The sequence below is a fragment of the Kaistia sp. UC242_56 genome (assembly GCF_044452255.1).
Classification (GTDB): Bacteria; Pseudomonadota; Alphaproteobacteria; order Rhizobiales; family Kaistiaceae; genus Kaistia; species Kaistia defluvii_A.
On the sequence record NZ_JBIOAN010000002.1, the window covers coordinates 4,390,162 to 4,403,684 of the forward strand.

12 protein-coding genes are annotated in these 13,523 nt (G+C 65.9%); 2 read left to right on the forward strand and 10 right to left on the reverse strand.

Translation table 11 applies throughout. The features are described 5' to 3' along the window. Positions 1-5: 5 nt before the first annotated feature. Entirely contained in the window at positions 6-1,427 is a 1,422-nt protein-coding gene (locus ACHMWQ_RS23395) for a glutamate synthase subunit beta (protein WP_396309309.1), read from the forward strand. Between the two features lie 304 nt (positions 1,428-1,731). Here the strand turns inward: ACHMWQ_RS23395 and ACHMWQ_RS23400 are convergent, their stop codons facing one another. From ACHMWQ_RS23400 to galE, 3 genes are all read right to left on the reverse strand, one after another. Beyond that, the gene (locus ACHMWQ_RS23400; protein WP_396309310.1) at positions 1,732-3,036 is read right to left on the reverse strand and encodes a DUF459 domain-containing protein; all 1,305 of its coding nucleotides are present in this window, start codon (positions 3,034-3,036) and stop codon (positions 1,732-1,734) included. A gap of 56 nt (positions 3,037-3,092) precedes the next feature. Continuing rightward, the gene (locus tag ACHMWQ_RS23405; protein WP_396309311.1) at positions 3,093-4,346 is read right to left on the reverse strand and encodes a lytic murein transglycosylase; all 1,254 of its coding nucleotides are present in this window, start codon (positions 4,344-4,346) and stop codon (positions 3,093-3,095) included. A gap of 97 nt (positions 4,347-4,443) precedes the next feature. After that, a complete protein-coding gene (gene galE, locus ACHMWQ_RS23410) occupies positions 4,444-5,436 on the reverse strand; it encodes a UDP-glucose 4-epimerase GalE (protein ID WP_396309312.1) in 993 nt (330 codons plus the stop codon). A 149-nt stretch (positions 5,437-5,585) separates the two neighbouring features. Between galE and galU the strand changes: the two genes are divergently transcribed. Beyond that, a complete protein-coding gene (gene galU / locus ACHMWQ_RS23415; protein WP_354551387.1) occupies positions 5,586-6,464 on the forward strand; it encodes a UTP--glucose-1-phosphate uridylyltransferase GalU in 879 nt (292 codons plus the stop codon). Positions 6,465-6,521: 57 nt separating this feature from the next. Here the strand turns inward: galU and ACHMWQ_RS23420 are convergent, their stop codons facing one another. The 7 genes from ACHMWQ_RS23420 to ACHMWQ_RS23450 all read right to left on the reverse strand — a co-directional run bounded on the left by ACHMWQ_RS23420 (position 6,522) and on the right by ACHMWQ_RS23450 (position 13,466). Beyond that, complete coding sequence (locus ACHMWQ_RS23420) at positions 6,522-7,139, reverse strand: ankyrin repeat domain-containing protein (protein ID WP_396309313.1); 618 nt, start codon at positions 7,137-7,139, stop codon at positions 6,522-6,524. A 722-nt stretch (positions 7,140-7,861) separates the two neighbouring features. Beyond that, complete coding sequence (locus ACHMWQ_RS23425) at positions 7,862-8,449, reverse strand: NAD(P)H-dependent oxidoreductase (RefSeq protein ID WP_396309314.1); 588 nt, start codon at positions 8,447-8,449, stop codon at positions 7,862-7,864. A 4-nt stretch (positions 8,450-8,453) separates the two neighbouring features. Beyond that, positions 8,454-9,035, reverse strand: coding sequence for an NAD(P)H-dependent oxidoreductase (locus tag ACHMWQ_RS23430; protein ID WP_396309315.1), 582 nt, complete (start codon positions 9,033-9,035; stop codon positions 8,454-8,456). A gap of 1 nt (position 9,036) precedes the next feature. Then, complete coding sequence (locus ACHMWQ_RS23435; protein WP_396309316.1) at positions 9,037-10,452, reverse strand: FAD-binding oxidoreductase; 1,416 nt, start codon at positions 10,450-10,452, stop codon at positions 9,037-9,039. Between the two features lie 2 nt (positions 10,453-10,454). Then, positions 10,455-11,768 carry a cytosine deaminase gene (locus ACHMWQ_RS23440; protein WP_396309317.1) on the reverse strand — a complete coding sequence of 438 codons (1,314 nt, stop codon included), beginning with the start codon at positions 11,766-11,768 and terminating at the stop codon, positions 10,455-10,457. A gap of 1 nt (position 11,769) precedes the next feature. Beyond that, the gene (locus tag ACHMWQ_RS23445) at positions 11,770-12,648 is read right to left on the reverse strand and encodes an ABC transporter permease (RefSeq protein ID WP_396309318.1); all 879 of its coding nucleotides are present in this window, start codon (positions 12,646-12,648) and stop codon (positions 11,770-11,772) included. Beyond that, on the reverse strand, positions 12,645-13,466 hold the full coding sequence (locus ACHMWQ_RS23450) for an ABC transporter ATP-binding protein (protein WP_354551397.1): 822 nt from the start codon (positions 13,464-13,466) through the stop codon (positions 12,645-12,647). Before ACHMWQ_RS23450 ends, ACHMWQ_RS23445 begins: the two co-directional genes overlap by 4 nt. Positions 13,467-13,523: the final 57 nt, after the last annotated feature.

Consider the following 13,523-nt stretch of genomic DNA (forward strand, 5'->3'; position numbering starts at 1 on the left):
AAAGAATGGGTAAGGTAACGGGCTTCCTCGAAATCGACCGCCAGGACCAGAAGTATCAGCCGGCTGCGGACCGCATCCGGCACTTCCGGGAATTCACCCTGCCGCTGAACGACCAGGACGTCGTTCGGCAGGCGGCGCGCTGCATGGATTGCGGCGTTCCGTTCTGCCATGGCGACACCGGCTGTCCGGTTCACAACCAGATCCCGGACTGGAACGATCTCGTCTATTCGAACGACTGGCAGGAAGCCTCGCGCAACCTGCACTCGACCAACAACTTCCCGGAGTTCACCGGCCGCGTCTGCCCCGCCCCGTGCGAGGAAGCCTGCACGCTGAACCTCGAGAACACGCCGGTCGCGATCAAGTCGGTCGAGCAGTCGATCGCCGACAAGGCGTGGGACCAGGGCTGGATCAAGCCGGAGATCGCTTCGGTCAAGACCGGCCGCCGGATCGCCATCGTCGGTTCCGGTCCTGCCGGCATGGCGGCTGCCCAGCAGCTCGCCCGCGCCGGCCATGACGTCCATGTCTACGAGCGCGAGGCGAAGGCCGGCGGTCTGCTTCGCTATGGCATTCCGGACTTCAAGATGGAGAAGCACTTCATCGATCGGCGCGTGGCGCAGATCGAGGCCGAAGGCGCGACCTTCCATTACGGCGTGAACATCGGCGTCAACAAGCCGATGGCCGAATTGGTCGCCGACCATGACGCCGTGCTGCTCACGGGCGGCGCCGAGGCCCCGCGCGATCCGAAGCTGCCGGGCGCGGAACTGGAAGGCGTGCATTACGCCATGCCTTTCCTGGTCCAGCAGAACCGCCGGGTCGGCCGCGAGGAGATCCACGAGGAGCCGATCATCGCCACCGGCAAGCGCGTCGTCGTCATCGGCGGCGGCGACACGGCGTCTGACTGCGTCGGCACCTCGTTCCGCCAGGGCGCGCTTGCCGTCACCCAGCTCGACATCCGCCCGATGCCGCCGCTGCGCGAAGACAAGCTGGCGGTCTGGCCCTATTGGCCGACCAAGTTCCGCACCTCGTCCTCGCAGGCCGAAGGCGCCGAACGCGAATTCGCCTGCGCGACGCTCGGCGTTGTCGGCAAGAACGGCAAGGTCACGGGCGTGCAGTGCGCCCGCGTCGACGAGAAGCGCCGGCCGATCGAAGGCACGGAGTTCATCATCCGCGCCGATCTCGTCTTCATGGCGATCGGTTTTGCCCATCCGGTTCACGAGGGCATGCTGACCGAACTGGGCGCGACGCTCGACAAGCGCGGCAACCTCGCCGCCGATACGCAGAGCTACCAGACCTCGGTCGACAAGGTGTTCGCCGCCGGCGACATGCGCCGCGGCCAGTCGCTCGTCGTCTGGGCGATCCGCGAAGGCCGCCAGGCGGCCCATGCGATCGACAAGCACCTGATGGGCGCCTCGAACCTCGCCTGGTAAGGCCGGCTCGCAGCATCCAAGGAAATGAAAAGCCCCCGCCGGCTACCGGCGGGGGCTTTTTTTATGTGCCAGCTCTCCGCAAGCCATGTCTTCACCTCTCCCTGAGGGAGAGGTCGACGACCGAAGGGCGGCGGGTGAGGGTTTACGGTCTCACAGGATTGTTCCCTAGCCCTCACCCTACCCTCTCCCGCAGGCGGGCGAGCGTTTTGGTCAGCGCTCTTCATCGATCTCGTGGCTTGGCGAGGGACGCATGCGCGCCCCCTCTCCCGCGCGCGGGAGAGGGCTGGGGTGATGGTCTTCCCCCCTACTCCACGGCCGGAGCCATGCCGCGAACGCCCGCGGTCGGGGCCGGCAGGATGACGATGCCGTCTACGATGCTGGAGGAAGACGAGGCGGCGCTGTCGTCCTCGGCATGTGGCGGCTTCCAGGCAAAGTCGTCGACCCGGCCGGGCTTCGCTGCCGGCGCCTCGCCCTTCACCGTCAGCTTGTATTGCAGGCTGTCGGCCGCGGGGCCGGGGCCGGCCTGGTCGGCCGCTCCCGCCAGCTTGGCGCTGGCCGCGCCGGGATCCGGATCAGTCAGGGACACCACCGGGCCGACCTGGCGCTCCTTGCCATCCGGCCCGATCTCGGTCGCCGCGTTCGGGTTGGTCGGCGTGATCGCGCTCATCGGCAGACCAAGCCCGCTATCCTGGCGGATGTCGCGCTCGACGAAGAAGGCGAGCTTGCGCTTGCCGGCCTTGCTGAAATTGATGCCGTCGCTGAGGCGCAGGTTGCGCATCTGTCCGTCGACGTCGGGGCCCCGGGCGATGAACTTGCCGCTCTCGTCGGCAAAGCCGTCCCAGACGTCGATGAAATGGGCGCCGACCGCGTCGGCCCCTACCTTGAAGAGCGTGTTGAGCTGCGCCATGTCGGCCGACGCGTCCGACGAACGAAGCGGCGGCGCGCCGACCCAGTAAACCGGCTTGCCATAGACCTTGAGCGCCAGCAGGAAGCGCTCCACGCGCTGCTGGTAGGCCTTCTGCCATTCCGGCGTTCCCGGCGACAGGCGGCCGTCCGCGGTCTTGATCTGCTGGCGGTCATTGGCGCCCATCAGCACCACGACCATGTCCGGCTTCTCGGCGTCGAGCTTTTCGCCGATCTTGGCGGCCCAGTCCAAATGATCATCGCGCACGAAGCCGGACGGCCCGTCGCTCTGATCGATGACGGCGAGCCGGGGCTCCTCGGCAAAGGCCTGATCGAGACCCCAGGCGAGGCCGCCGGCGACGAAATCGCCGACCACGAGCACCTTCCGGGCGTCGGGATTCTTGGGCTGGATTTCAAGCGCCGGGTAGATCGGCTCGGCCGGCGCGGCGGGCCGCTTCTTGCGCACCGGCGGCGGCTGGTCGCCCGACTGGCGCGGCGGACGCTGCCCCGAGGGCTGCCGGCGGCGGCCGACATCCTCCGGCGGCATGAGAAACTGGTCCGGCGGCGGCCGTTCGATGCCGAACAGCCGATCGAGGAACCCGGCCGGTCCACGGCGATATTGCGCGACCGAAGGCTCCGTCGCGCTCAGCAGCGCGACGGAAACCAGGATAAGGGCGACGAACGCGCGAAGGATACGAACCAGCATGACGACATCCGGCCACAAGGTCGCCTGCCCTCGCGACCTTCCCTAAAGGAATAATCCTACCTGCCGGACCGCAGTCGCTGCAACACCCCCGTTGAGGCGTAGCCGTCCGGGATGTCGCCGGCCGAAGCCTGGAACGAGCGGATTGCCTGGCGGGTGCCAGCGCCGATCTTGCCATCGACCGTGCCGGAATAGAAGCCGCGCCGTCCCAGCAATGTCTGCAATTCCGCCCTTTCGGCCGCCGCCAGCGGCCGCACGTCGCGCGGCCAGCCCGAGACGAAATCGCCGCCGCCGCGCAGCCGATCGGCCAGATGGCCAACCGCGAGCGCATAGGCATTGGCGTTGTTGTAACGCTTGATCACCTTGAAGTTATGCAGCAGCAGGAAGGCGGGCCCGCCGGCGCCGGCCGGCGCATAAAGCGTCGCCGTGTCGTTCGAGGCCGGGAACTGCCGCCCGGCAACACGATGAACGCCCATCTTGCGCCACTGGTCGAGGGTCAGCGCCTTGCCGGAATCATTGTGGCGCCAGTCGAAGCTCGCCGGCAGTTCGACCTCGTAGCCCCAGGTCTGGCCCGACCGCCAGCCCATCTTGGCCAGATAGTTGGCGGTGGAGGCGAGCGCGTCGATTTCCGACGTCCAGACATTGCGCTTGCCGTCGCCATCGAAATCGACGGCATAGGCCTGGTAGGTGGTCGGGATGAACTGGGTGTGGCCCATGGCGCCCGCCCAGGAGCCGACCATGTGGCGGGCGTCGACGTCGCCGCGCTCCAGGATCTTCAGCGCCGCGATGAGCTGCTGGCGGCCATATTTGGCGCGCGAGCCGCCCTGATAGGCGAGTGTCGCCAGCGAACGGATGGTGTTCTTGACGATCTTCGGATTGGAGAGGACCTGGCCATAGGAGGATTCCATGCCCCATATGGCGACGACGACGCTGCGGTCGACGCCATAGGCCTGCTCGATCTGCTGCAACTGCCGGCCATACTGGCGCAGCGCGTCGCGGCCATTCTCCAGCCGCTTCTGCGAGACGGCGCCGTCCAGATACTCCCAGAGCGGCTTGACGAATTCGGCCTGCGAGCCGGCCTTGGCCAGCACGTCGGGATCGGGGGTGAAGTTGCCAAGCGCGCTGTTATAGACGCTGCGCGAGATGCCGGCCTTCTGGGCGGTCGGCCAGAAACTCGCCACCCATCGCGCGCCTGCCGCATCCGCCATGGCGGGTAACAGCCCGGCCAAAAGCAGGAAGACCAACAAAACTGCGCGGGTTCCGGCAGCCGCGAACGGCCGCATGACGGAAACGGGCGAGCTCAAAAATGCCATGTCTCAGAAGACTCCTTGTATCGGTATCAATGCTGGTCCGGGCCCCCGTCCGGATGCTTCCTCACGCTTTGACCGGCCCCAGTCCGGTCCCTCCGTCTCAGTCGCGCTGATTGCGCCGACCGAGCGCCTCCTCCCACGCCAGCGCCGTCGCGACGCATTGGTCGAGATCGTCATGCATGGGCGTCCAGCCCAGCGTGCTGCGTGCCCGTGTCGAATTTGCGACCACAGCGGGAACATCGCCGGGGCGGCGCTCCCTCTCCACGACGCGGAATTCCCTGCCCGAGACGCGCCGCACGGACTCCAGCACTTCGCGCACGGAATAGCCGTGGCCATAGCCGCAATTCGCCACCAGGCTGTCGCCGCCGCTGCGCAGATAGGCGAGCGCGTCGGCATGGGCGTTGGCAAGGTCGGCGACATGGATGTAGTCGCGCACGCAGGTGCCGTCCGGCGTGTCGTAATCGGTGCCGAACAGCTCGATCTGGTCCCGCTTCCCGAGCGCGGTTTCGCAGGCGACCTTGATCAGATGCGTCGCGCCCTTGGTCGATTGCCCGGTGCGGCCGCGCGGATCGGCGCCGGCGACGTTGAAATAGCGCAGCGCCACATAGCGGAAGTCATGCGCCTTCGCCGCGTCCTCCAGCATCATCTCGGTCATCAGCTTCGAGCGGCCATAGGGCGATTGCGGCACGGTGGCCGCGCTTTCCAGCACGGGCTCGGTGCCTGTGTCGCCATAGACGGCGGCGGTCGAGGAGAAGATGAAGTGGCGCACGCCGGCGCGGATCACCGCCGCCATCAGCGCGCGGGATTTGACGGTGTTGTTCAGATAATAGCCGAGCGGGTCTGAAACCGATTCCGGCACGACGATCGAACCGGCGAAATGGATCACGGCGTCGATGGCGTGCTCGGCGACCAGTCGCTCGACCAGCGCCTCGTCGGCGATGTCGCCCTGGATGAAGGTTGCCTCCGGCGCCACGGCCCATTGAAAGCCGGTGGACAGCCGGTCGAGAACCACGACCGCCTCACCAGCGTCAACAAGACGCCACACCATGTGGCTACCGATATATCCGGCTCCACCCGTCACCAAAACAGCCACTTCGAAACTCCAAGCAGATTCGTAATGTTAATGAACTATGAATAGGTGAACGAAGTCTTGATGGCCTTGAAATATTCACCCTTTTCATTAGCGTTCCTGTTAGGAATCTACCGATATGCTGACCGAACCGATGCATCTGTGAGGCGTCCATGAACCCGAAGATCCGCAAGGCCGTATTTCCCGTCGCAGGCCTTGGCACCCGCTTTCTCCCCGCGACCAAAGCCATGCCCAAGGAGATGCTGACGGTCGTCGATCGTCCGCTGATCCAATATGCTGTCGATGAGGCGCGCGAAGCCGGCATCGAGCATCTGATTTTCGTCACGGGCCGCAACAAGGCGGTCATCGAGGATCACTTCGACGTCCAGTACGAGCTGGAGGCCACGCTGTCGGGTCGCGGCAAGCAGGAGGCGCTCGACCTGCTGACCAAGGACCTGCCGAAGCCCGGATCGACCAGCTTCACCCGCCAGCAGGTTCCGCTCGGCCTCGGCCATGCCGTCTGGTGCGCGCGCGAGATGATCGGCAACGAGCCGTTCGCCGTGCTGCTGCCGGACATGGTCATGAAGGGCGAGCCCGGCTGCCTGAAGCAGATGGTCAAGGTCTATGAGGAATGGGGCGGCAACGTCCTCGCGGTCGAGGAATGCGACCCGTCTCAGACCCACCAGTACGGTATCGTCGGCATCGGCAACGAGCTGGATGGCACCGCCTTCCGCATCAATGCGATGGTCGAGAAGCCAAAGCCGGAAGTCGCGCCGTCCAACCTCTACATCAACGGCCGCTACATCCTGCAGCCGCAGATCTTCGACCTGCTGTCCAAGCAGGAAAAGGGCGCCGGCAACGAGATCCAGCTGACGGACGCCATGCTCCGCCTGATGGACCGCCAGTATTTCTACGGCTGCCGCTTCAACGGCGAGACCTATGACTGTGGCAACAAGGTCGGCTTCCTCGCCGCCAACGTCGCTTTCGCGCTCGACCGTCCGGATATCGCGGCGGAATTCCGTCCCGAGCTGGAAAAGCTGCTGGCACGCTAAGGCGCCCACCGACACGACACGAAGCGGCCCGCCCGCTTCGTGTCCCCTGCCCCGCGCCTACTCGCGGGCGCCGGCCTTCGTCAGAAGCGCGACGATCGGCTGAAAGCCGCGTTGCCTTGCATGCCGCAAGGGCGTGACGCCGTCGCGATCCGGCAGCGACGGGTCCGCGCCGCCGTCGAGCAGCAGCTTGACGATCGCGACATGGCGCTCGCCGCCATTGCCGAGCAGGATCGCCTCGAGCAGCGCCGTCCATCCCAGATTGTTGACATGATCGACCGCCACGCCCGCCTCGATGAGGGTGCGGACGGTTTCAACATGGCCGCGCTCGGCGGCTGGAATGAGCGCCGTGCCGCCATAGCGGTTGGTGCTTTTGAGGTCCGCGCCGTGGGCGAGCGCCAGCTTCAGGATCTCCAGATGGCCACGCGCACCGGCATAGAGGTAGGGGCTGTCCTGGATGCGGTCCTTGGCGTTGACGTCGGCGCCGGCCAGGATCAGCTGTCGCGCGACCCCGACGCGATTCTGGTGCGTGGCGACAAGAAGCACTGTTGCGCCATCGGCATTGCGGGCATCGACATCCACGCCCTTCGCAAGCAGATCGGCCACGGCGGTTTCGTCGTTGCGCCCGACCGCGGCAAACAGCGCGTCCGAGGCGGAGGTCTGGGCGGAAGCGGTCATGACACCGGACACCATCAAACGGGTTGTGACGGCGGCGGCGAGGCCGCCGAGGAGAAACGCTCGTCTGGACGGAGCAGGCGGACGACGGATCGGCATGATGGCAATCCTGGCGCTGAGTTAAGGGACGGACACGGTCAGGATCGGCCCGCCAGCATCATCTCTTGTAGACCGCCGAGGCGCCTATCGTGAACCGCATTTTCCTCATGGATCCTGCGTCCAGCGAGTCAAATCGCCTCGCCCTGCGTCGAAGGCTACCCGCTCAAGCCCCGTATTCGCATGGGATGTCCGGGGTTGCGACGGATCCAGTCATCGACGTCTCTGAGATCATCAGGATACGGCTCTGCGCCACGGAAGCTTCGATAGCTCCAAAATCGGAACCCCGCTGCCCACAGCCTGCTGATCTTCTCCCACTGATCGACGTCGCGCCTTCTAGGCGCGCGGAAGGAGCGCCCCATCAAGGCGAGAGGTCTTTGGCATTCGGGACACGCGTGATCCGTATCGCCACTGCATTTCCACGATTTCCTACAAGCAAAGCAGGCGTACGAGATCAGATAGTCCGGCCCTCGTAAGTAGGGTCGGACGGCCGGGGCAGGAATGGAACGGTTGCCAATGGCTTTCCGCAGTTCCATCCGCTCATGCTTTTTCAGGCTCTCGCTCATTCCATGAAAATGAGGCAACACACCGTGGCTCGCAATGGTCACGTTGATGCGGGCAATGCGGGGCTACAGCTTGCCGATCTTTCGGCCAACCTTCTCCAGGTAGCGCGCCCGGCTTTCCGGCGTCGAACTGTCCATCTTGTAATGCGCGGTATAGCTGGTGCGGCAGAGCGGATGGCAGAGCGTGCGGATGCCGCGCAGGAGAATGCGCCGACCCGGCTCGCCGACGAATTTCGACAGCATCCAGCTGGCGCCGCAGGTCGTCACCACGGCGATCTTGCGGATGTTGGTCATGCCCGGGCGCGGCCCCTGCGTCGCCGTCGGCATGGTGAAGGTGACATGCGGCACCCAAACCCGCTCCAGCCAGCCCTTCAGCATGGCCGGCGGGCCGTACCACCAGGTCGGATAGACGAAGACGAGGATCTCGCACCACTTGATCAGGGCGAGATGGTCGGCGACCGGAAGCTCGTTGATGCCGGGCTCGTTGTAGACGCGGCGCTCGTCCGCCCCCATCACCGGATCGAAACCGGAGGCATAGAGGTCGAGCAGCTTGACCTCATGGCCGGCGTTGCGAAGCGCGGCCACGGTGGTGTCGCGCAGGGCGGCGCCAAAGCTTTCCGGCACGGGATGGGCGAAAACGACAAGGGCGCGCATGGCTCTAAAAACGTTCCATCTCTTTCGATACGCGCCGGAGGAACGCCGAGCGCGTCACCTCCGTCGAGCGGTTCATGTCGTAATGGGCCAAGTAGGGCACGCGGCCGAGGGGCCGGGTCTGCGCCCGGAGCACGCGCCGGACGCTCTTCCGCGGCGGGTCGCCGACGAGCAGCGCCTTCCAGCGCGCGCCGCCATAGGTCGCCACCGCCGCGAGCTTGCGGATGTTCTGCAGATTGTTGACCGCCTTGCCGCCTTCCATCCGGAACGACACGCCGGGCAGGAACACCCGGTCGAAGAAGCCCTTCAGGATTGCGGGAAAGCCGAAGTTCCAGACGGGATAGACGAGCACCAGCGCCTCGGCCTTCAAGAGGCGCTCGACATAGGGATCGACGTTGCGGCGATTGCGGGCGAGGTCGTGGTAGTCGATCCGCTCCTGTCGCGACAGCACGGGATCGAAGCCCTCGGCGTAGAGGTCGCAATCATCGACCTGGTGCCCGGCGCGCGCCAAAGCTTCGACGACGGTGCGATGCACCGCCGCGTGGAAGCTCGTCTCGACCGGATGCGCGTAGAGCACCAGAACGCGCATGTCAGCTCGCCTGCTGCAGTCCCGGGAACAGGAAGGTCTTGGTAGTGGTGAAATCGAAGTCCGGATCTTCCCAGGCGATCATCTTGCCCGGATTGAGCAGGCCCTTCGGGTCCGCCTCGCGCTTGAAGGCGAGCTGGGCGAGGTCGGTCTGCTTCATGCCGCCCTCCTCCAGCGTGTAGCGGTGCGGATTGAAGATCGGGCAGCCATGGTCCTCATGGATGCGGATGATCTCCTCCAGCCGCTCTTCGGTGGTGTAGCGCACCATGGGCAGGCCCATCGGCGTGATCTTGCCGTCGAAGCGGACGAATTCCAGATGGCCGGGCACCTCGTCGCCGAGCAGCTTCGTCAGCGTCTCGATCTTCTCGATATGGTGCGGCGGCGGATACATCGACTGCAGATAGGTGATCGACGGATCGACGCGGATCGCCCGCAGCGTCGTGTGGTTCCAGCCGAGCTCGTAAGCCGGCGGCAGGCCCTTCAGATCCTCGGCCGTGTCGGAGCGGAAGACGATCTCGCCCTTGGCCCGCTCAGTGAAGGCGACGAAGGCGTCGACCGCATGCGGCGCGAGCGAGACGATCGCCAGCGACTGGCCGGGCTTCAGGAATTTCTGGTGGCGCAGGAAATAGTCATAGGGGATCGGCGCCGCGACGGTGGCGAGTTCCTTGAGCAGCAGGCCATCGGCATTGCCGAGGCTGTCGGCATAGCGCACCGCGTCCATGTAATCGTCGAACCCGACCAGCACGTCGACCCAATCATAGGCCGTGGTCAGCGGCATCTCGACTTCGGTGATGATGCCGTTGGTGCCATAGGCGTGCATCACCTTGTGCAGTTCCCAGCCGGTCAGTTCCAGGACGCGCGGCTCGGCCTCCATGGTGACGACCCGGAGCCGCAGCACGTTGCCAATATCGCGTAGGCCGCCCCAGCGGATCGAGCCGACGCCGCCGGAACCGCCGGCGATGAAGCCGCCGATCGTCGCCGTCTTGGCGGTCGAGGGATGGATGCGCAGTTCCTGGCCGGAATGGGCGCGCGTCTCGGCGTCGAGCTGGGCGACGACGACGCCGGGCTCGGCGATAACGCGGCCGGGGTGGATCTCCTTGACCTTGTTCATCTCGGCAAGGTTCAGGATGAGCCCACCGGAAAGCGGCATGGCCTGGCCGTAATTGCCGGTACCGGTGCCGCGCGGCGTGACCGGAACGTCGTGCTTGAAGGCGGCCTTGAGGATGCGGATTACCTCCGCCTCGTCCTTCGGCGTCGCCACCAGATCGGCGGTAACGTTGTCGAGCTGGGCCTTCAGGACGGGCGAGTACCAGAAGAAGTCACGGCTCTTCTGCTTCACCAGCGCGGGATTCTCCTCGATGGCGATGCCGTCGAGATCGGCCTTCAGCGCTTCGAGGTCGTTACGGAATTGGTGAGCCATGATCAGTGTCCAAACAGGGAATCGAGGTCGCGATAATCGGGCAAGGTCCGGTCGATCGCCTTGCCCTGGCGCAAAACAATGCGATCGGATTGCGGGCGCGACAGGAATTCCGACCAGGTCCTGGCGCGGAACAGCACCAGATCGGCCGGGTCGCCGACGCGGATGCGGCCAACATCGGAACGGCGCAGGATCGCGGCGGGATTGGTGGTGACGACACGCGCGGCGCCATCGAGCGGATGGTCGAGATGCAGGATGCGCACCGCCTCGCGGAACACCTCGACGGCGTCGAGGTCGCCATAGGCATAGAACGGGTCGCGCGTATTGTCGGAAGCGACGGCGACGCGGATGCCGCGCTCTTCCATCTCGTTGAGCAGCGTCACGCCGCGCCAGCGCGGCGTGCGGCCGGCATGCCGGTCCTGCAGATAGAGATTGCACATCGGCAGCGAGACGACGGCAAGGCCGGCCTCGGCGACGAGATCCATCGTCCGGTCCGCCTCGCTCTCCTCCTGCCGCGCCAGCGAGCAGCAATGACCGACCGTGACCTGCCCCTCATAATCGGTGCGGATCGCCGCTTCTGCGATCGCCTGGAGCGAACGGGCATTCGGATCGGCAGTCTCGTCGACATGCAGATCGATGTCGAAGCCGTTTTCCGAGGCCATGGCGAAGAGATGGTCGAGCGCGGTCTCCAGCCCCGGCGTCATGTAGGTGAACCCGCCCAGCACGCCGCCATAGGTGGCAACCGTGTCGGTCAGGCGCTTGCGCACCGTCTCGTCGAGGAACAGCTCGATCGGCGACAGCGCCACGGCCTGCAGGTCGACGCGGCCGGCCCAGGCGTCGCGCGCCTCGGCGAAGGCCGGCCAGGAGGCTGGGAACTGCGGCGGCACGCAATCGATATGCGTGCGGATCAGCTTCGTGCCGTGCGCATAGGCCGAGCGGAGCGAGAATTCCATGCGCGCCCGAACGTCGGCGGTCGACCAGTTCGCGTCGCGATCGGCATCAACGGCGGCGAGCGCCCCGGCGAAATCGCCGGTCGGGTTCTCGCGGCGGGCCCAGATATGGCCCTTGTCGAGATGGGTGTGCATGTCGACAAAGCAGGGCCAGACCTGGCCCTTGTCGAGATCGAAGACCGGCAGCTCGGCGACGCTGCCGGCCGGCCGCAGCGCCTCGATCCTGCCGTCGGCGACGACGATATCGGCGCGCATCAGCCCCTCGCCGACATCGCGCCCATCAAAGCCGTCGACGGTGACCGAGGGCAGCGTCGCATTGGCCAGCACATAGCGATCCGCATCGGGGATCGCGGCAAAACCCTTCGTCATCTCAATTCTCCCGCCGGATCGCGCTCTCGTGCCAGCGGCGGAGCGCCAGGTGCGAGATCAGGCTGGTGGCGCCATAGATCACGACACCGGTGCCGCAGAGCAGGATCAGCGCCGCGAACAGGCGGGGAATGTTGAGGCGGTATTGCGATTCGAGCAGGCGGAAGGCGAGGCCCGAGCCGGCGCCGGCCGAACCGGCGGCGAATTCCGCCACCACGGCGGCGATCAGCGCGAGACCGCCGGCGATGCGCAGGCCCGCCAGGAAATAGGGCAGCGCGGCCGGCAGCTTCAGGTGGATCATCGTTTGCCAGCGGCTGGCGCCATAGAGCTCGAACAGGTTGAGCAAATTGTGGTCCGTGCTCTTCAGGCCCTGCGTCGTGTTGGAGAGCACCGGGAAGAAGGCGACGATCCAGGCGCAGATCAGCAGCGCCGACTGGGTCGACGGCGCATAGATCAGAATGAGCGGCGCGATGGCAACGACCGGCGTCACCTGCAGGATCACCATGTAGGGCGACAGCGCCAGCTCGACCCATTTGGACGAGGTGAGCAGGATCGCCAGCGCGACGCCGCCGACCAGCGCGATGCCGAGCGCCGCGAAGGTGATCTTCAGCGTCACCAGCAGCGCGGTACCGAGGATCGGCCAATCCTTGATCAGCGACTGCAGCACCAGGTCCGGGCCCGGCAGTATGTATTTCGGGATGTTGTAGGCCGCGACATACCAGGCCCAGAGGCCGATCAGGCCGGCGAGCATCACGAGCGGGATGGCGACGCGCAGCACGCGCTCGGTGACCGGCATGGACGGCGCCGGCACGATGGCGGGTTCCGGATGCGCAGTCTCCTGCGCGGCATGGGCCACGGACGGGCCCTGATCGATGCTGGTCATAGGTGGTCGGCCGCTCCGATGGCGGAAAGAAGGGATTCCGAAGCCCGGCGGCAATAGTCGCCATAAGCCTGCGAGGTGCGGAAGCCGATGCCGCGCGGATGCGGCGCATCGACGTCGATCTCGTCAATGACGCGGCCCGGACGGGCGGCCATGACGACGATGCGGCTCGACAGGTAGACGGATTCGAAAACCGAATGGGTGACGAAGACGATGGTCCAGCCGAACTGCTCCCAGAGGCGCAGCAGGTCGTCATTGAGCTTCTGGCGGGTGATCTCGTCCAGCGCCGCGAAGGGCTCGTCCATCAGCAGGATGCGCGGGCGGGTGACCAGCGCGCGGGCGATCGAGACGCGCATCTTCATGCCGCCCGAGAGCTCACGCGGATAGGAATCGGCGAACTTGTCGAGCCCGACCATCTCCAGCGCTTCCATCACGCGGGGCCGCGCGGCGGCCTGCGAGATGCCCTTGAGGCGCAGCGGCAGCCAGACATTCTTGAACACGGTCGCCCAGGGCATCAGCGTCGGCTCCTGGAACACGAAGCCGATCTCGCCCTCGCTCTTGTCACTGGCCTTCGGCTCGGGCTGGTCGGGCCAGACGATTTTGCCGGAGCTCGGTTCGCCCAGTCCCGCCAGCATCCGCAGCGCCGTCGACTTGCCGCAGCCCGAGGGGCCCAGCAGGCTGATGAACTCGCCGGCGCCGATCGACAGCGACATGTCCTTCAGCGCGATGGTTCCGTTCGAGAAGGTCTTCGATACATGCTCGAGGCGCACGATAGGCCGTCCGGACAAGGCGGAGGGCGGGCTGCTGGGTGCGAGAGACAAGAAATCCGTTTCCTCAACTAAAGTGGCGAAACGCGCCACCAGACTGGCGATGGCATT